The 18,768-nt window shown below is 71.1% G+C and carries 13 protein-coding genes, 1 tRNA gene and 1 pseudogene; 8 read left to right on the top strand and 7 right to left on the bottom strand.

Going from position 1 to position 18,768, the window contains the following annotated elements:
* Nucleotides 1-921 precede the first annotated feature (921 nt).
* The 5 genes and pseudogenes from IPQ09_23950 to IPQ09_23930 all read right to left on the bottom strand — a co-directional run bounded on the left by IPQ09_23950 (nucleotide 922) and on the right by IPQ09_23930 (nucleotide 7,319).
* Nucleotides 922-2,058 carry a hypothetical protein gene (locus IPQ09_23950; protein MBL0197224.1) on the bottom strand — a complete coding sequence of 379 codons (1,137 nt, stop codon included), beginning with the start codon at nucleotides 2,056-2,058 and terminating at the stop codon, nucleotides 922-924.
* A pseudogene (locus IPQ09_23945) lies at nucleotides 2,055-3,264 on the bottom strand (hypothetical protein). Before IPQ09_23945 ends, IPQ09_23950 begins: the two are co-directional and overlap by 4 nt.
* Nucleotides 3,257-4,681, bottom strand: a complete 1,425-nt coding sequence (locus IPQ09_23940; GenBank protein ID MBL0197223.1) for a DUF1016 family protein — start codon at nucleotides 4,679-4,681, stop codon at nucleotides 3,257-3,259. Before IPQ09_23940 ends, IPQ09_23945 begins: the two are co-directional and overlap by 8 nt.
* A 389-nt stretch (nucleotides 4,682-5,070) precedes the next feature.
* Nucleotides 5,071-5,146 (bottom strand) — tRNA-Asn (locus IPQ09_23935).
* 103 nt (nucleotides 5,147-5,249) lie between these two features.
* Entirely contained in the window at nucleotides 5,250-7,319 is a 2,070-nt protein-coding gene (locus IPQ09_23930; protein MBL0197222.1) for an Hsp70 family protein, read from the bottom strand.
* A 279-nt stretch (nucleotides 7,320-7,598) separates the two neighbouring features.
* Here IPQ09_23930 and IPQ09_23925 point away from each other — a divergent pair, with 279 nt between their 5' ends.
* The 3 genes from IPQ09_23925 to IPQ09_23915 are packed head-to-tail and all read left to right on the top strand — an operon-like array spanning nucleotide 7,599 to nucleotide 9,825.
* Nucleotides 7,599-8,291: a hypothetical protein gene (locus tag IPQ09_23925; GenBank protein ID MBL0197221.1), complete on the top strand. Its 693-nt coding sequence runs from the start codon at nucleotides 7,599-7,601 to the stop codon at nucleotides 8,289-8,291.
* Nucleotides 8,288-8,659, top strand: a complete 372-nt coding sequence (locus tag IPQ09_23920) for a hypothetical protein (protein ID MBL0197220.1) — start codon at nucleotides 8,288-8,290, stop codon at nucleotides 8,657-8,659. Before IPQ09_23925 ends, IPQ09_23920 begins: the two co-directional genes overlap by 4 nt.
* Nucleotides 8,656-9,825 carry a hypothetical protein gene (locus tag IPQ09_23915; protein ID MBL0197219.1) on the top strand — a complete coding sequence of 390 codons (1,170 nt, stop codon included), beginning with the start codon at nucleotides 8,656-8,658 and terminating at the stop codon, nucleotides 9,823-9,825. The genes IPQ09_23920 and IPQ09_23915 overlap by 4 nt, the downstream gene beginning before the upstream one ends.
* A 37-nt stretch (nucleotides 9,826-9,862) precedes the next feature.
* Here the strand turns inward: IPQ09_23915 and IPQ09_23910 are convergent, their stop codons facing one another.
* Complete coding sequence (locus IPQ09_23910; protein ID MBL0197218.1) at nucleotides 9,863-11,224, bottom strand: sigma-54-dependent Fis family transcriptional regulator; 1,362 nt, start codon at nucleotides 11,222-11,224, stop codon at nucleotides 9,863-9,865.
* Between the two features lie 144 nt (nucleotides 11,225-11,368).
* On the opposite strand from IPQ09_23910, the gene IPQ09_23905 reads away from it, so the two are divergent.
* Entirely contained in the window at nucleotides 11,369-12,565 is a 1,197-nt protein-coding gene (locus tag IPQ09_23905) for a DUF1343 domain-containing protein (GenBank protein ID MBL0197217.1), read from the top strand.
* A gap of 25 nt (nucleotides 12,566-12,590) precedes the next feature.
* Here IPQ09_23905 and IPQ09_23900 read toward each other — a convergent pair whose 3' ends face one another.
* Nucleotides 12,591-12,944: a hypothetical protein gene (locus IPQ09_23900; protein MBL0197216.1), complete on the bottom strand. Its 354-nt coding sequence runs from the start codon at nucleotides 12,942-12,944 to the stop codon at nucleotides 12,591-12,593.
* A 91-nt stretch (nucleotides 12,945-13,035) separates the two neighbouring features.
* On the opposite strand from IPQ09_23900, the gene IPQ09_23895 reads away from it, so the two are divergent.
* The 4 genes from IPQ09_23895 to IPQ09_23880 all read left to right on the top strand — a co-directional run bounded on the left by IPQ09_23895 (nucleotide 13,036) and on the right by IPQ09_23880 (nucleotide 18,748).
* Nucleotides 13,036-14,079 carry an NAD(P)-dependent glycerol-3-phosphate dehydrogenase gene (locus IPQ09_23895; protein ID MBL0197215.1) on the top strand — a complete coding sequence of 348 codons (1,044 nt, stop codon included), beginning with the start codon at nucleotides 13,036-13,038 and terminating at the stop codon, nucleotides 14,077-14,079.
* A gap of 71 nt (nucleotides 14,080-14,150) precedes the next feature.
* Nucleotides 14,151-15,002 (top strand): phosphodiester glycosidase family protein, encoded by an 852-nt coding sequence (locus IPQ09_23890; GenBank protein MBL0197214.1) that lies wholly within the window; start codon nucleotides 14,151-14,153, stop codon nucleotides 15,000-15,002.
* Nucleotides 15,003-15,028: 26 nt separating this feature from the next.
* Nucleotides 15,029-17,557: a CehA/McbA family metallohydrolase gene (locus IPQ09_23885; GenBank protein MBL0197213.1), complete on the top strand. Its 2,529-nt coding sequence runs from the start codon at nucleotides 15,029-15,031 to the stop codon at nucleotides 17,555-17,557.
* Between the two features lie 117 nt (nucleotides 17,558-17,674).
* The gene (locus IPQ09_23880) at nucleotides 17,675-18,748 is read left to right on the top strand and encodes an alkaline phosphatase family protein (protein MBL0197212.1); all 1,074 of its coding nucleotides are present in this window, start codon (nucleotides 17,675-17,677) and stop codon (nucleotides 18,746-18,748) included.
* Nucleotides 18,749-18,768 lie beyond the last annotated feature (20 nt).

Here is an 18,768-nt window from a genome sequence, read left to right as displayed (position 1 = left end):
TTCGCTAACGTACCGCTCGTCGGAGAGCGGGCACTTCCAAAGCAGCTGCACGGCACCGACACGAGCCCGAGCGTGGTCAGACGCTCGGGCTCACTCCTTTTGTTCCCGCATGCTCGCGCGCCCTCGCCGTCGGCGACCACTTCCCAGCGAAACCTCCCGGACTCGCCCGACGTCTCAGGTGAACGAACGGGCAGAGAGCGCGGGAGAATTCGGGCGGGCGATCATGACGGAGAGCGAGGCGCTACAGCGGGGACGACCTCCGCTCCCGCTTCGTGATCAGCTCGCCGCGAGCCCCCCCGCTTGCCGTCTTGCCCTGCCCAGTGGGTCGCGCTCCTCCGACGCCGCGCGCGCCATGTGCACCGGTTACTCTTCCTCTTCAGCGTCTGGCTGGGCAATGGTCCGCGCGGAGCCCGTCGAGCCGCCGGCCAGTTAAACGTCAGCGGCTCCGTCCCGCGAAAACGGGCTCCGCTGTTAAACGCTCTCGGTTCCTCTCTCCCCGCGGGCCAGAAGAGAGAGCGCGAACGCCGTCCAGAGCGCCCTCGTCGAGCGCTCCTTCACGCCCGCGGCGCTCTCTGCGCGAACGCTGTCCACGCGCGCGTCGTGCTCGCCGAGCGTCGAAGGTCGCGGAAACGTGGGGGAGAAACGCAACGGCCCCGGAGATCGCTCTCCGAGGCCGCTGTTAAAAAGTGCCGGGTCGCGTTTCCGCGACCCCGCGTGAATGGCTCTGGGACAGTTAATCGAACTCGCGACCGTCCCGCTAACAGCAGGCGCGACAGACGCCCGCAATATCAGCCACTTGCGCGCTCTGGACGGCGTTCGCTTATCCGCCAACCGTGGCGGATAGTTAGCGGAAGGATCCGAATGCCCGCTCTTTGTGCTCCACGTCGGGACGCCTTCTCCGCGCTCACAGCGTCCCGCCGATCATCCGCTCCCATCCCGCCCGGCCAGCGTGTAGACCGCGTTCTTCCTCGCCCCGCGCTTGGCGAGCACCCCGTCGCTGACCAGCTTCTGGAGCCGCCGCTGCACGGTGCGAAGGGGCGGCGCGTTCTTCCCGAGCCCCGCCACGATCGCCGCGCTGCCCGCCTGGCCGAGCCGCTCGACCACCTCGTACAGATCCGCGTCGAGCGCGTCGGGGGGCGCGACAACCTTCCAGGGGAGGTGCTCCTCGTTGTCCCGTACGCGCCCGAGCGCCTCGAGCCGCTCCCAGAGCACGCGCAGCAACGCCGAGGTGAACAGCTCGAAGTACTTCGTGAGGTCGCCTTCGTCGGTCTCGAGCAGGTCGATCCGCGCCGTGTCGAGAAGCTCGTGCTGCGCCACCGTCGCCTCGGTCAGCATCAAGAGCCCGTTGGCGTCGACGCGCCCGGCGCGTAGCTCGTGGTGCAGGACGACGCTGACGGAACGCCAGGCGGGATACAGCAGCTTCAGCCCCCAGTAGAACGTCGCGGCTCGCAGCACGGCCGACTTGGACACGAGCGGGTCCTGGTTCGTCCAGTCGAACATCGCCTTTACCGATGGCGGCACTTTGGTCGCATCCTTGTTCAGGTCGAGGAGCTTGCCCCGCTCACGCATCGAATACGCCAGCCAACGCGCCTCCCTCAGACTGGACGTGCCCTGGCTCGCGCGCTCGTACGCCATGGCTAGCTCCGGCGTGAGCCGGTTGTCGGAGCTGCCTCGCGCTGTCGAGTAGTGGGCGAGCGCATCCTCGACGATCGCCGCGCGACGGATCGCCTCGGCGATTGGCTCGCGCTTCTCGACGAGGCGCGCGCCACCAAGCACGGCCTCGACTTCTTCGAGCTTCACGCTCCGGAAGCTGCCGCCGACGACCCAGATGATCCGCATGAGCTTGGCCCGCGCCTCCAGCTCCTTGCGCCGGTAGTACGAGAGCGGTGCCGCGGTCATCTGGCCCGCGGCGTCCGCGATGCGGACGAGGCTGTCGACGAGGTTGGGCGTGACGGTGTACCGCCACGGCTGCGGCGGCAGCTCAGTCGGCCGCGTGAGGAGGCGGACTTCCTCCTCCGAGAGGGTGGACGAAAGGCGTCGATCGCGCAGGCGAGTCACAGCCCCAGCTCCCTGCCGAGCACCTTCGTCACGAAGCGCTCGCCTGCGCCCTCTGCTGCGACCAGCTTTCGAACGCGCTCCCGCACCTCGGCCGCGCTGCCGTGGCGCTCCGCGGCCGCGAGCGTCGCGCGGTAGGCGTCCCACACGTCGGCGCCGGTGATCTCGTAGCCGTAGCCCTGCACGAGCCAGTACAGCGACAAGAGCCCCGCGCCGACCGCGAAGGCTGGCTGCTTCTCGGTGTAGTCCCGCGCGGCGCGTGCGAGCGTCTTCGGATCACAGGGCGTGCGGCTCGCGAGGGAGAGCGCTTCGTCGTAGAGCCCTGCGTCCTTCGCGGCCGCGAACCACTTGCCTTCATCGCCAGGCGTGGTCTTTACGAGATCCTCGAGGACATCGCTCGCAGACTTGTGTGGGTACTTCTTCGAGACGGCACGGAACGTCGCGAGGTACGTGCCGCCCTGGTTCGCGCGTCCACCGTAGCGGGCGTAGGCCTCGTCGATCAGGCCGGACGAGAGGAGGATCTCTTCGCAGACCGAGTCGACCTCGTGGTCGCTCGCCCACGGGCTCCGGCAGGACTCAGCGTAACGAAGCGCCTCGGCCTTCTTGCCGCTCGCTGCCATCGCCCGCACGGCCCAGTGCTTGTACGGCCAGATCGTGTCGACGCGCAGGAGGTCGACGAGCTCGTCGAAGCGCTCGGCGCGGTAGAGCGCGCTCAGGCACGCCGAGGTCCCGTGGAAGTGGCCGCGCAGGGTCTTGTCCGGGCTCAGCGCCATGCGAGTGATGCCGACGAGCGTGTCCGCCCAGGCGGACGCGACTTCCTTCGACACGCACAGCTCGCCCCAGTGATCGGCGAGCCGCTCGATGTACGGGATCTGGTCCGCCTGATGCGCCTCGAACAGCCGCTCGAGCCAGGCGTCGCGCGTCTTCGCGTCGGCGGGCGCGTTCGCGATGATCGGCACCAGCTCCCCGATGGCGTTGCCCACCGCCGTGCCTGATAGCTCCTGACGAACTGTCGACGTGCTCGAGGGCGGGCGACACGCGCTCGAGGAAGGCGATGGCCCCCTCGGCGGCGAGTACGGGCTCCTTCTTGGCGACCTTCTTGATCTCGGTGACAGCCTGCTTGATGCGCGTGATGGCGGGCTGCGACTTCCAACCGAACGCGTGCCGGCGGAAGCGCGCCTTAAACTCCCACTTGCGAGTTTCAGCCATCGCCCGGAACCTTCACGTCCGCCGCGAGCCGCAGCGCGCGCTCCGCGGCCTCGCGCTCGCGGGCCAGCTCGGCGCGCAGCTCCTCCTCCGTGGGCAGGTACATCTGGTAGCGCGCGGCGAGGATCTGCTCGTTGTTCTCGGGCAGGGTGATCTTCGCCATCGCGTCGTTCTTCTCCGAGCAGAGGACGATGCCGATGGTCTTCGCCTCGTGCTCCGCGCGCTGGAAGCGGTCGAAGAAGTTCACGTACATCTGCATCTGCCCGAGGTCCTGGTGCGTGAGCTTGCCGAGCTTGAGATCGACGAGCACGAAGCAGCGGAGCAGGCGGTTGTAAAAGACGAGGTCGACGTAGAAGTGATCGCCCTCGAGCGTCACGCGCTTCTGCCGCGCGACGAAGCAGAAGCCCTTGCCGAGCTCGAGGAGGAAGCCCTCGATGCGATCGATGATGGCCTGCTCGAGATCGCGCTCGCGCCAGTGGGACCGCTCGTCGAGCCCGAGGAACTCGAGCACGAAAGGGTCCTTCAGCACGTCGGCGGGCACCTCGACCTCGTGTCCGCGCCGAGCGAGCGCGAGGACCTTCTCCTTGTCGCGGCTCTTCGCGAGACGCTCGAACAGGAGCGACGCGATCTGCCGCTCCAGCTCGCGGCTCGCCCAGCTCTCGCGCGCGGCCTCGATCTCGTAGAACGCGCGCGCCGTCGGGTTCGCGACCCGCATGAGGAGCAGGTAGTGCGTCCACCCGAGGTACGGCGGAAAGGGCGCGGGCACGCCGGCAGTTTCGGTCAGCGCCGCTGTCCGAATGCCTCTGCGCGATTCGCTAGGCACTGCCGAGCGAATCTTCCACGACGCCGAAACGCTAGGCAGCGCCGAGCGTTTCTCGGGGCGACTCGTCCCGCCGCCAAGCGCCCCGGGCAGCGCCGACCCCTCGGGGTACGTGAGGTAGAACTGCCGCATGTTGCGGAGGTTCGGGACGCTGAAGCCCTTGCCGACTCGCCCTGCCAGGCGCTTTGCGAGCCCCTCGATCACGCGCGCGCCGTAGCCCGCGCGCTTCTCGCCGTGCTGCTCGACCTCGACGATCTCGCGCCCGATGAGCCAGTAGGCCTGCACGGTCGCCGTGTTGACCGAGCGCGCGACGTGACCGCGCGCCGCCTCGATAATGTCGATGACGCGAGCGAAGAGCGCGTCCTCGTGGCTCGCGGTCGCTGGCTTCGTCGCCGCGACGGCCTTCTTGCGAGGCGGCTTCTTCACGACGCCACCCGGCTCGCGGCGACGCGCGCGTGGTGTTCTTCCGGTGCTGGACAGTGCTCGCTCATGCGCTGGTGACCCGATGGAGAAGGCCCCGCGCAAGTCCCCGAAGGACCGAGCGTTGGGCGTCGCTGCGCTCTTTGTTGCTCTCTGTTCGGCGACTTTATACGCCACCATGGTGGCGGACACCAGACGGAAAGAGCGCGAGCAAGGTGGCGGCGGGGACCTCGCGCGCGACGACGGAGAGCGCGTCGGCGCTCTCGCGAGGGTGGCCAGTTAAACGTTCGCCGACCCGTCCCGCCCGAAGGGGCCGAGCTGTTAAACGCACTCGGTCTCTCTCTCCCCGGTGGACAGAGTTCGACGCTGAAACGCTGTCCCGCGCGGGAGAAGCGAGCGCTCGCGAGCGCGCTCTTCGCTCTCTGTTCGAACGCCGTCCACGCGCGCGGCGGGCTCGTCGAACGCGCAAACGGGCGGAACTGTCGGGGAGAAAAAGAAGCGGCCTCGAGGATCGCTCCGCGAGGCCGCTGTTCACTGTCCGGTCGGCGAAGTTCGCACGACCGATGAAATGGCTCCGACTGCAGGACTCGAACCTGGGACCCGGCGGTTAACAGCCGCCTGCTCTACCAACTGAGCTAAGTCGGAAAATCTGCCGGTCTCTTACCCCCAAGAGCGCCACAGGGTCAAGCGCGAACGTCCGGCACCTCGGCGCGCGCACTTCCGCTCAGGGCCCGCCCTCGCCCGCCGCTCACTCCCGGCCGAAGAGCCTCATCAGCCACGCCCAGAAGCCCGTCGCCTTGGGCTTGGCGACGCCGCGCTGGGAGGGCGGCGGCCTCGCGTCAGGGCGCTTCGGCGGCAGCTTCGCGCCCACGCGGTCGCGGCCCAGGCGCTCGAGCACCTCGTCCGAGGTCTGCTGCGTCGTGAGCTCGTGCGTGGTCTCGAGGCCGGTCGCCAGGTTCTTCGTGGTGACCGTGAGGATGCACTCGTTGCTGAGGGCGAAGCTCACCTCGATCTTCTGTGGGGCGCCCGCGTCGGCGTCGCCTGCGGCGCCCCCCGGCGTGCGCGTCGAGGGCGACGCGAGCGGCTCGACGGGGCACGTGAACGCGCCCAAGAACTCGTTCGACTTCGCGTACTGCGCGTCGCCCTGGAACACGGCCACCTCGAGCGGCTCGCCGGGCGCCGCCTCGAGCTCGAGCTTCGCTTCGGCGGGCAACGTCGCGTTGCGTGCGAGCACGATCTTCATGAGCCCGTCGGGCTCGGCGACGCCGATGGGCAGCGGGAGCACGTCGGACAGCACAGGCGCGCCGGCCTTGTCGTACATGGTGGCGAGGATGGCCGCGCCGAGGGCCACCACCTCGTCGGGGTGCACGCGCTTCGACGCCTTGCGCCCGAAGTGTTCCTCCACGAGCGCGATGACGAAGGGCATGCGGGTCTGGCCGCCCACGAGCAGCACATCGTCGATGTCGCGAGGCTTGAGCCCCGCGATCGCGAGCGCGTCGTCGCAGATGCGGATGGTGCGCTCCACCACCGGCCGCGCGCGGGCCTCGAAGTCCTCGCGCTTGACGGTGTAGTTTACATCAATCGTGGTCTTCTCGACGCCGGTCACGCGGAGGTTCGGCACCGCCGCGGTCGCGGTGCGCTGCTCGGAGAGCGTGTGTTTCAGCTCCCGCGCCGCCGCCAAGATGCGCTCCTCGCCGCGGCGGTCGAGCCCCAGGCGATCGCCGTGCTCGGCGGTGAGGCGCTCGCGCAGGAGCGCGGCGAGGGCGTTGTCGATGTCGACACCACCCAGGAACATGTCGCCGGCGGTCGCGAGCACCCGGTACACGCTGCCCTCGAGCGAGAGGATCGACACGTCGAACGTGCCGCCCCCGAGGTCGAACACCAGGATCTTCTTCCGCTCGCCGCTGCCGTGCCCGAACACGAGGCCCGCCGCGGTGGGCTCGTTCACGATGCGCATGAGGTCGAGCCCGGCGCGCGCGGCCGCCGTGCGCACGGCGCTGCGCTGGTTCTCCGTGAACGCCGCCGGCACGGTGACCACCACGCGCGTGACGGGCCGCCGCAGCTCGGCCTCGGCGACCTTCTTGATCTCCGCGAGGATGCAGGCGGCGATCTCGGTGGGGGAGAGCACGCGCTCGCCGAGCTTGATCGCGACCATGCCGTCGGGATCGGACGTGAGCCCGAACTTCACGTGGGCGTTGAGCTGCGCGGCGAGGCTGCTCGTGTAGGTGCGGCCGATGATGCGCTTTGAGCCGTACACCACGTTCTCGGGCTCGAGGACCATGCGACGCTCGGCGACGTGCCCTGCGACCGGGAGGCCCTGGTCGTCGAAGGTGACCATGGACGGGATCGTGTTGTACCCGAGGCGTGAACGGATCACCTTGGGCTCACCGTCCTCGACGATGGCCGCGCACGTGAACGTGGTGCCGAGATCGATCCCCACCGCGGGCGCGCTCCCGTCGACCGGCGCGCGAGGCGGCGGCGGCGCGGGGGCGCGCTCGAGGGCGTAGCGTACGTCCTCGCCGCAGCCCACCTCGACGCGGGCCACCTGGAGAGTCATGCCGGAGCGCCCCTCGTCGGTCACCGTGCCCACGACCACCACGTCGGCCGCGCAGATGCGGAGGCGCCCCTCACGGGTGAGCGCCTCGAGCTTCATGGTCGTGCCGACGGGCGGCGGCTGCGGGTTCGGGAGGAAGATTCCCTCGGGGCTCGTGTTGCTCGTGAGGACGCGTGCGAGCTCCGCGTCGTCTGCCGCGAAGACCCGGAACACCCCCGCCGCTCGGCCGGCGTCCGCGCTGATGCGCCTCAAACTCTCGCTCACTGGAACATGGTACGGGCGTCTCGGGCTGGAGCGTTAGGGGGAAATGTGCGCCGCCGGAGCCGCAGCGCCGACGGCCCGACCGGTGCTAGACTGGCGACTTCACCGATCGCTCGCCGCCGCTCGCCGCCCGCCGGCCCGTCGCCCAGGACCCCCATGCCGTCGCTCCGTTCGCCTCGTTCGCCTCGTTCGTCTGGCTCGTCTGGCTCGTCTGGCTCGTCTGGCTCGTCCGGCTCGTCCGGCTCGTCCGGTTTCGCGCGCCTCGCTCGCCTCGCCCGGTTCGTGGCGCTCGCTCCGATGCCGCTCGCCACCGTGTACGCCTGCACCTCGAACGGTGCCGTCATCGCCGACGAAGACGCGTCGACCACCACGGTCCCACGCACCGACGCAGCGACCCCCCCGGTCGACTCCGGCCCGAGCGTCGACGCCCGCACCGACGGGCCGGCGAGCTTCGATCCGTCGAAGGTGTGCGCGCAAGAGCTCGAGTACTTCGCGGTGTGCAAGACGCCGCCGAACGACATCAACTGCACCGCCACCAAGTTCGAGGCGTGGTGCACGCTGAACCAGGCCGCGACCGACAGCGCGCAGCGCGTGCGCGCCCGCGCCGCCTGCCTCGACGCGAAACACTGCACTTCGAGCGTCCTGAAGGACTGCCTCTACAAGTCGTACGGCACCCAGCAGCAGACGCCGGCGCAGGCGAAGCTCGTGGCCGACTATTGCGCGACATGCGAGCCCGCGGACGCCACCTGCGCGACGCGCAAGATCGCCTACGACGCGGCCAAAGGCCCGAGCTCCATCGACGACGTGTACCTCGCCGCGTGGGAGCTCTCGGAGGCCCTCACCGTCGCGATCGACCAGAAGTGCACGGGGCCCGCCATCGCCGACGCGGGCGCCGACGCGGGGAGCTGCCAAAAGCGCTTCGGCAACTGCGCCGGGAGCCTCTTCGTCGACGCCCTCCCCGACTGCCCAAAGTGAGCGGTCCGGTCGACAGCGACGCGCTCTACGAGCGCCTCGCGGAGATCGCCTCCCAGCTCGTCGAGGACCCGCAGCACACCGCCGTGATCGCGCGCGTGCTCGACGGGCCGCAGGGCACGTTCGCCGAGGTGGCCGACCTCGCCGCGCCCTCGTCGATGGTGCGCATCGAGCTCGGCCGGCTACGGCGTCTGCATGGGATCCGCCTCATGGCGACCCACCTGCCCTGCCCCGACGGACAGCCGAACGGCCCCACGGAAGAGCCCCCGATAGGAGTCTCTATGGTTGTATTCTACATTCCCGAGCTCGCCGCCATCGCGGAGACCGCGCTGCTCGACCGCGCCCGCATCTTCGAGCTGACGCGCTCATGAGCGCCCTCGCGCTCGCCCCCGTGCTCGTCGATCCCTCGATCGTCGATCTCGAGGCCGCCGGGCACATGTCGGCGGGACCGAGCTTCCTGCTCGGGGTGCTGCTGTTGCTCTTCGCGGTGGGGGCCGCCCTCGCGGCGCTCTTCGCGCATGCCCGCGCCCTCGTGATCCGCGGCCGGCGAGAGGCCGACGCGATCACCCGCCCGGGCCCGCTGTTCGCGGGGCCTTCCAAGGTGGTCCGCGGCAGGGTCGCGTTCGCCGAGGGGTCGACCGAGGCCGTGCGCGTCCTCGTGAAGCAGCGGGTGAAGAACCACACCTCGAAGAACTCGAAGTGGCACACGTGGGAGGAGACCGAGCGCGTGGTGCACGCGCAGCCGTTCTACCTCACGCGGCAGGCCGACACCGAGCCCGGCGCCGACGGCGAGGCGGTGCTCGTCGAGCCGAGCCACGACGTGTTCGTGGTCGACGCCCTGGAGACGCGGGCGGCGCGCGAGTCCGTCACGCGGCGAGAGCGCGTGTGCGAAGTGAGCGAGGGCGAGGTCTTCTCGGCCTACGGCACCCTCGTCCGCGGGCCGCACCCCCGGGCGCGCACCGCGTACCGCGACGGCGCGCAGGGCTGGATCCTGAAGCCCCCTCGGACCGGCAAGATGGTGCTCGCGTCGGGCACGATCGACGAGCGGTACACGGGACGGGTCTCGTTCGTGCGCGGGTGGACCGCCGTGCTCACGGTCGTTTGGGCGGTCTTCAACGTGTTCGTCACGGTGCCGTTCCTCGCGGCCTCGACCTTCGGGGAGCACGAGATCGCCGAGGTGACGGGTGACCGCACGTGGACCACACGGAACAAGAGCTCGACGACGCACCACTACGCGGTGCAGGTGCTCACGGAGAGCGGCTACCGCTTCGAGCGCGAGATCGCGTCGCGCGGCTACTACGCCATCCAGCAGCAGCGCGTCACCTCCGGCGTCCGCGTGCCCGTAGTGCACGCGCTCGGGTGGGAGCGCGCCGCGTACCTGGGCGACAGGCCGACGATGAACGCCGCCGCCATCATCTTCGGGCTCATCGCGGCGGGGGTGAGCGCGGGCCTCTTCCGCGCGGGCTACCGGAAGGCGTACGCCTGGTACGACAAGGACCACCTCTCCGAGGAGGGCGGGAAGGGCCACCTGCCGTGACGCGTGCCTGGGCGCGAGCCCGCGCACGCACGCGCCCCTACTCGGTGATCTTGTAGTCCTTGATCTTGTAGAGCAGCGCCCGGTGGCTGATCTCCAAGATCTCGGCGGCGCGCGTGCGGTTGCCCTTGGTCTTCTGCAGTGCGCGCCGAATCAGGATCTCCTCCACCGCGGCGGAGGTCTTCTTGATGCTGAGCTCCCCGGAGGCGAGCTGGGCTTTCACCGGGTCGAGCGTCTCGCGGAGCCGCTCGGGGAGATCTCCCACCTCGATGAGATCGCCCTCCGCGAGCACCATCGCGCGTTCGATGGTGTTCTCGAGCTCGCGCACGTTGCCCGGCCACGCGTACTCGAGCATGAGCTTCCGCGCGTCGGTCGAGAGCCCCCGCAGCGAGGTGCCGAGGCGCGCGTTGTTGCGCGTGAGGAAATGCTCCACGAGCAGCGGCACGTCCTCCTTGCGCTCTCGGAGCGGCGGGATCACCACCGGCAGCACGTTGATGCGGTAGTAGAGGTCCTCGCGGAAGCGCCCGGCCTTCACCTCGGCGGCGAGGTCCCGGTGCGTGGCCGCGATGATGCGCACGTCCACCTTGGTGTCGCGCGTGTCGCCCACGCGACGCAGGGTCTCCTCCTGCAGCACGCGGAGGAGCTTCACCTGCAACGGCAGGGGCAGCTCGCCGATTTCGTCGAGCAGGAGCGTGCCGCCCGACGCCTCCTCGAACAACCCACGACGGTCGGACACGGCGTCGGTGAAGGCGCCCTTCTTGTGACCGAACAGCTCGCTCTCGAGGAGCGCCTCGGGGATGGCCCCGCAGTTGATCGCGACGAACGCCCCCGCCTGGCGCGAAGACCGCGCGTGGATGGCGCGCGCCACGAGCTCCTTGCCGACGCCGCTCTCGCCGGTCACGAGCACTGTGGTCTTGTACTCGGCGATCTTGGTGATCATCCGGAAGATGGCCAGCATCGGCGCGCTCTTCGCGAGGATGGTCTCGAAGCGCTGCTCGCTGCGGATCTGCTCGCGGAGGGCGCGGTTCTCGCGCCGCAGCGACTCGCGCTCCTCGGCCTTGCGCAGCACGAGCACGATCTCGTCTGGCTTGAAGGGCTTGCTCACGTAGTCGTACGCGCCCGCCTTCATCGCCTCGAGCGCGAGGTCGACGTTGCCGTAGGCGCTCATGACGATCACGGTCGCCGGGTTCTCGCGGGCGCGGAGGGCCGCGAGCAGGTCGAGCCCCCCCATCTTGGGCATGCGCACGTCGGTGAGGATCACGTCTGGGGCGAACGAGTCGACCAAGGCGAGCGCGCTCTCGCCGTTGTCGGCGACGGCCACCTCGTACCCGCTCTTCCGTAGGAGCGTGCGGAGCACGAGGCGGATGTTCTCTTCGTCGTCTACGACCAGCACGCGGCGCATGCGGGCAGCCTACCCGCCCGCGCAACTATTTCATAGCGAGGACACATAGGCATCAACACGTTGACTTCATTCACCATTTCGAACGCTACTCCTTGCGGTGTCGACGCTCGCGGCGCTCGCCGCGAGACGCGGTAGCCTGCGCGAGTGAAGACCGGCACTGACCGCCTCGCGGACGAACCGCGCCTCGCCTCCCGACTCCGCGACCGCGCCTTCGCGCTGCTCGCCCACCCCGCCTCGGTCACCCGAGACCTCGAGCACGTGAGCACCCTGCTCGCGCGCCTCGGGCGACGCCCCCGCGTCATCCTCGGGCCCGAGCACGGCTACGGCGGCGAGGCGCAGGACATGATCGGCGTCACCGACGCACGCGATCTGCACGGCACGCCGATCCGCAGCCTGTACGGCGCCGAGGTCGCCGACCTCTCGCCACGCGAGGAAGACCTCGAGGGCTGCGAGCTGGTCGTCATCGACCTCCAAGACATCGGCGCGCGCTACTACACCTTCATATGGACCGCGGTGCTCGTGCTCCGCGTCGCCGCGAAGCTCGGGGTGCCCACGCTGGTGCTCGATCGCCCAAACCCGCTCGGGAAGGCCCTGCGCGAGGGCCGCTCGCTCGACCCGCGCTTCCGCTCGTTCGTGGGGCTCGAACCCGTACCCGTTCGGCACGGGCTGACGCTCGGCGAGGTGTGCGCGTGGCGCGCCGAGGTCGAGGGGCTCCCGGAGGGCGCGCTCTCCATCGTCCCATGCGAGGGCGTGGACGACGCGGCGTCCGCACGTGACTGGGATCGCCCGTTCGTGATGACGTCGCCGAACATGCCCACCTACGAGACCGCGCTCGTGTACCCCGGCGGCTGCCTCCTCGAGGGAACGAACCTCTCCGACGGGCGCGGCACGACGCGGCCGTTCGAGCTCACGGGCGCGCCCTGGGTCGACGGCGAGCGCCTCGCGCGAGGCCTGCACGCCACGGGGCTTCCGGGCTTCCGCGCGCGTCCGGTGACCTTCCAGCCCACCTTCCACAAGCACGCCGGGCAGCTCTGCGGGGGCGTGCAGATCCACGTGACCGACGCGCGGGCGCTCCGCCCCTACGCGACGTACCTCGCCCTCGTGGCCCTCGCGCAGCAGGCCCACCCCGAGCACTTCCGCTTCCGCACCGAGCGCTACGAGTTCGTCGACGACATCCCCGCGTTCGATCTGCTCACGGGGCGCGACGAGGCGCGCACCCGCATCCTCGCCGGCGACGACCCGCGCGCGATCGCCGACGCCGAGAGCGTGCTGGGGCCGGACGACGTGGCGGCGCTGTCGCTTGCGGAGCGCGCCGCCCGGGCCAGGCACGTGCGCCCCTAGCTAGTGAGGGCGACCAAGCCCGACCTCACACGAGCCCGAGCTCGCGGAGAATGAGGCCCACCGCCACGCTGGCGGCGTTCGCGAGCAGCGACAACAGGCACGCGCGCCGCCACGGGATGCGCACGGCGCGCGCGAGGAACAGCGCCTCCACCGCCCACGCGAAGGCCTCGGAGATCAGCGCCATGTGGAGGTAGCTCACTCCGTGTTCTTGGAGCCGCGGGAACGCGAACCACACGAAGGGGTGCGTGATGGCGGAGGGCGCGACGGCGGCCCACACGGGGACCCGCCCGACGCGCCGGTAGATGGGCGCCTCGACCGCCTGGGTGAGCACGAAGGCGCGCGCCCAGTCCGCGATGTACGCCGGCTGAAAGAGATCCACACGCCGAGCCTACCAGACCGCGAGCGTCCGCTCGGGAGCCCGCGGGCGACGGCGACGACACCACCGCGCGCCGGGGTGGTACGCTCGCGCCGTGAGCCGCATCACCGTAGTAGGCGCCGGGGCCTGGGGAACCGCGATCGCCGCGCACCTCGCGCGACGCCGCCATGACGTCACGCTGTGGGCGCACGAGGCGGAGGTCGCGCGCGACGTGGGCGAGTCCCGGGAGAACAAGCTGTATCTTCCAGGTATCGAGCTGCCCGCCTCGCTCCGTGCGAGCGACGACTACGCGCAGGCGCTCACCGGCGCCGAGATCGTCGTCCTCGTGCCGCCCTCGGCGTTCTTCCGCGACATCGCGGGGCACGTCGCGCGGCTGCTGAGCGATGCGGCGCGCGTGCTCGTCGCGACCAAGGGCCTCGAGGAGGGCTCGCTGAAGCTGATGAGCGAGGTGCTCGCCGAATGTGCGCCTTCCGTCGACCCCTCGCGCGTCGCGTTCATGTCGGGGCCCAATTTCGCGAAGGAGGTCGCGAGCGGGCTGCCCACCGACTCGGTGGTGGCCGCGCGCGACCTCGCGTGCGCCGAGGCCCTCCAAGAGGCGCTCCACTCACCCGCGTTCCGCGTGTACACCAGCACCGATCCGGTCGGCGTGCAGGTAGGCGGCGCCATCAAGAACGTCATCGCCGTCGCGACGGGCACCTGCGACGGCCTCGGCCTTGGGCTCAACGCGAGGGCCGCCCTCATGACGCGAGGCCTCTCCGAGATGGCGCGCCTCGGAGTGGCGCTCGGCGCCGATCCCCTGACGTTCATGGGGATGGCGGGCATGGGGGATCTGGTGCTCACCTGCACCGGCGCCCTCTCGCGCAACCGCACCCTCGGGCTGAAGGTGGCCGAGGGCGTCGATCCGGCCGCCTACGTCGCCTCCCAGCGCAGCGTGGCCGAGGGCTACAACACGTCGGCGGCGGCGCACGCGCTCGGCGCCAAGCTCGGCGTCGAGATGCCCATCACCGACGAGGTCTTCGCGGTGCTCCACGAGGGGCGCCCGCTCGGCGAAGCGCTGAAGAACCTGCTCGTGCGCGGCTCCAAGTCCGAGCTTTACGGCATCGCCCTCCCAGGCGTGCTCCCTTCGTTGGTTCGTTAGACGGCCCCCCACCCCGGACGCGTCTCGCAGAAAAGGTGACCGTGGGCGCAAATCGGTCGAGAACGGGGCACATGCGCCCCGATCGCGCCGCGCCCGCCCTCCCGCATTCCCTGTCCAGCGCGACGACCGCCGTGTGGGTGCTCGCCGCCTCATGCGGCCTCTCGATGTCCGCCTGCCGCGCGGGCCGAGCCGACGACGCCGCTCCGGAGGCGCGCGCCACGAGCGTCGCGTCGGCCGACGAGGCCGCGGCGCGCCCCCAGCGGCTCACGCCCCACACGCGCGAGGACGCCGAGGCGGTAGGCGAGCGCTTCGTCGCCGACTGGTTCACGTTCTCGCTGGCCGAGGTCACGCTCGAGCTGTTCGACCTCCACGGCACGCGCGATCTCCAGGCGGCCCTCGGGGGGCGCGGCGCGCTGTTCGCCACGAACGCCGGCTTCTTCGACACGCGGGACGCGCCGCTCGGGCTCTCCGTGAGCCGCGGCGTCCGGCGCTCGCGTTTCTCGCGGCCGCTGTCCGGCGGCGTGCTCGAGGTCACCGGCGCAGAGGCCGCGGTGCTCGAGACCGAGAGCTACGACGCCGCGCGCGCGCCGGAGCTCGCCGTGCAGTGCAGGCCGCGGCTCGTCGTCGGAGGGAAGGCCAACGTGCGCCGCGACGACGGCAAGCGCGCGGAGCGCACCGCCGTGTGCCTCCGCGACCGCGGTCGCACCCTCGCGTTCGTGATCGCGAAGGACGCCGAGCGAGGCCCCTCGCTCTACGCGCTCGGCCGCTACCTCGAGGCGAAGGGCTGCAGCGACGCGCTCTCGCTCGACGGAGGCCCGTCGACCGGGGCCGCGTTCTTCGGCCCCCGCGGACGCGAGGAGCTCGCCCTACGCGGCCCCATCCAGCAAGCCATCGTCGTCTCGGCGCGCGAGCCCGCGCGGTGAGACGCCCACGTCGTGAGGAGCCCTCCATGAGCACGCGCCCGTTCCCCCGCACACTCTCCCGCAAGCGAACGCCGCTCGGTGTGACCTCGTCCATCGCCCTCGCGCTCGCCGTGCTCCACTGCCGGGACGCCCCGGCTCCGCCCCGCACGCCGCTCCCTGCCGCCGACACCGCCGCGACCCACGTCGTCGCCGGCACGCCGCCGCCCTACGCGCGGACGAGCGCTCGGCACGCGGCCCACGCCTACGGGCGGGTCGGCGACCTCGTCGTGGCGACTTCGCGTGCACTCTACACATTTTCGACCGCGCCGGACGGAGCCGGGAAGAAGCCGCTCCGCGGGGCGCTCCTCGACGCCGATCTCGACGCCCAAGACGACGAAGATCCGCTGCTGTGGCTCCGCCCTGCGTGGGTCGCGTCCGACGGCGTGGTCCACGCGCTGGTCGCCGCTGCGCGCGAGATCGCCTGCCCCGGCGGCGCGCGCGGCGTCGAGGTCGCCGGCGTCGTCGACGGCGTATCGCTCACCGCCTCCGCGTGCCCCTCGCCCGAGGGCGCGCTCACGACCACGCTCCGCGCCGACGGCCTCCCCGCGGGGGCCAAGCTCGGGCAGGAGCTCGGCCCGGGGCCCTCGCCCGTGGTGCTCGATCGTGGCGGCGCGGCGTGGGAGGGCACGCACCCGTTCGCCGCGCTCGCCGTGGAGGGGCCGCGCAGCACCCTGCTCATCGAGGGCTCGGGCCAGGCGACCCGGCGACTCGTGCACATCGCCAAGGAGGTCTTCCCGAGCCCCGTCGCGCTCACGTACGAGGGCGCCACCGCGTCGGTGCGCTTGCGCCTCGTACCGGAGAGGCCCGCCGCCGCGCTCGGCGCGCTCGCGCTCAAGACGGTCCCCCTCGCGCTCGCAATGTCGGGCACGCCAGGCTCGGCGACCTTCCTCGACGCCGACGGCACCCCCATCACCCGGCTCGACGTGCCGGCCGAGGGCGCCGAGCTGCGCGTGCCCGAGGGGTTCGCTGCCGAGATCGAGCTCCGCGACGCTTCGGGCCAGCGCTGCGCGCGCGCACGACAGGGCGATCCCGCGCTCGCCACGGCGACCTGCCCGAAGGCGGCGCGGCTGTCGCTCGCGGTGCGCCTCGCGGGCCCGGACGGGGCCGTCCCGGCGCCGTTTCACGCCCTGGTGTACGGCGAGCACGGCACGCCGGATCCCGAGCTGGTCGACCTCGGGGCTCGCGGAGAGAAGCTCGCGCGCGTGGCCGAGAGGAACAACCTCTACTCGATCGACGGTGGCGGCGAGCTCGCGCTCCAACCGGGCAGCTACCACGTGCTCGTCGCGCGCGGCCTCGAGAGCACCATGGAGGAGCGCCACCTGACGCTCGCCCCAGGCGCCACCGAGCGGCTCGCCTTCGACCTCCGCCGCGTACTGCCCGCCGACGTGCTCTCGGCCGACTTTCACCTGCACGCGGCGCCGAGCCCCGACTCGAGCGTGTCGCTCGCCCAGCGCGTGACGACGCTCGCGTGCGAGGGGCTCGCCTTCGCCGTCGCGACGGACCACAACCGCATCACCGACTACTCGCGAGCCGTGCAGAAGCTCGCACCCACACCGCCCGCGCTGCTCCCCGCGCTCGCGATCGGCGACGAGATCACCTCGTCCGGCGCGCGCCTATGGGGACACTTCAACGCCTTCCCGCTCCCCGCGGCGACCCTCGCCCCGGAGGACGCCACCATTCCCTACTTCGACGTCGCCCCACGCGAGCTCTTCGCCGGCGCGCGGCGGGCGGGCGCCGCCATCGTGCAGGTGAACCACCCGCGCATGCCGCCGCGCATCGGGTACTTCAACCAAGCCGACTTCGACTCCGAGAGCGGGCGCGCCGGCGCCGACTTCGCCGAGGACTTCGACGCGGTCGAGGCCCACAACGGCATCTGGCTCGAGTCGCCGGCGCGCGTACGGGAGGGGCTGCGCGATCTCGTCGGCCTCGCGCGGCGCGGGAAGAAGGTGGCCGCCACGGGCAACAGCGACTCGCACAAACTGGTGTTCGAGGAGCCGGGCTACCCGCGCACTTTCGTGCTGCTCGACCCCAAGACGGCGACGACCGAGCCCCTGGAGCAGCGCGTGATCTCGGCCGTCAAACAGCGCCACACCGTCGTGAGCTCGGGCGCCTTCATCGACGCGCGCCTCGACGGCCAGCTGCCCGGCGACGTGGTCACGCCCCGCGGCAAGACCATGAAGCTCCACGTGCGCGTGCTCGCGCCCGCGTGGGTGCCCGTCGAGACCGTCGAGATCTGGCTCGATGGCGGCGTCACGCGGTCGCTCCCCGTCACCGCGACGGGCGCCGGCGTGCGCTTCGAGGCCGACGTGACCCTCCCCGTGGATCGCGACCGAACGGTGACCGTGTGGGTCGAGGCGAAGCGCCCGCTGCCTCGCGTGCTCCACGAGACCGACGCGCGAGCCATCGCCTTCACGACGCCGTTTTACGTGGACGCCGACCACGACGGGCAGGTGCGCCTCGCGCCGGCGAGGGACGCGAAGGACGCGAAGGACGCGAATACGGCGAAAGTAAATTAGCCACGCCTGCGCGACGCGCCATCGTCACGAGTCCGTCGCTGCGAATTGTCCTATTTGCAGCCAAACTTCGACGCGCGCGGAATGCGAGCGTCACGTTGGCGCCTCATGCTGTGAGTCATGCGATGGCGTCCTCTCTTGGTCGGGGCTCTGGGCCTCTTCGTGGTCGGGCACGGCGCGAGCCACGCGCTCGCCGAGCCGCGGGTCTCGGAGGTCCAGTCGGCGTTCTCACGGACCGCGACCCGCGGGCGGATACGGCCACGCACGACGGCCGAGCCCGTCGTCATCGTCGCGATCGACGGCGTGCGGCCTCGCGAGGTCTTCGAGGGCGAGGATCCCGCGCGTGTTCAAGGCCACGCACCTCGCTCGGGCCGTGAGCTGCTGCCGAACCTGTACGCCCTCGCAGACGCAGGGCGCCTCATCGGGAGCGACGAGGCGGTCGTGGCGTCGGGGCCGGCGTACGTGTCGCTGCCGGGGTACACGGAGATGTTCACGGGCTCGCCGAGCCGCTGCGCCTCCAACGAGTGCGGCCGCACGCGCGCGCCGACGCTGGTGGACGCGGCGGTGCTCGCCGGTCTTCGCGCGTCCGTGGTGACCTCGTGGGAGCGAATCTGCCTCGCGGCGGCTCAGGCCCCGGAGCTGCTGGACGCGTCGTGTGGACGGCACGAGGGGCACCTCGACTCGGAGGGCGACACGCTCATCGAGTCGCTGCTCGAGCGCGACGCGGCGCTGTCGCCGTCGCCCGGGGCCGCCGACTACCGACCCGACTGGGCCACCGCGGAGCTCGCCATCCGCGTGCTCGAGGCGAAGCGCCCCGACGTGCTGTTCGTGGGCCTCGGCGACACCGACGAGCTCGCACACGCAGGGAACTACGCGGCCTACGTCACCGCGCTCGGGCGCGCCGACGCGTTCCTCGGTGCGTTGCGCGCCACGCTCGCCGCCGAGGGAGAGCGCGGACGAAACACGACCGTGATGGTGGTCACGGACCACGGGCGCTCGTACGGCTTCCGTGACCACGGCGCGGCGTTCCCCGAGTCGCGGTTCGGCTTCCTGCTCGTGTCGGGACCGCGCGTACCGCGCGGCGAGGGGCCCGGTGCAGAGGTGACGCTCGGGGACGTGGGGCGCGGCGCCGGGCGCCTGCTCGGCGTCGGTGGAGAGGACTCGCCGTTCACGACCTGGCTCTCGGGGCGCTGACGCATCTCCGAAGAAGGTAC

This window comes from Myxococcales bacterium, assembly GCA_016720545.1.
Classification (GTDB): domain Bacteria; phylum Myxococcota_A; class Polyangia; order Polyangiales; family Polyangiaceae; genus JAAFHV01.
This window is presented reverse-complemented; position numbering and strand designations above follow the sequence as displayed.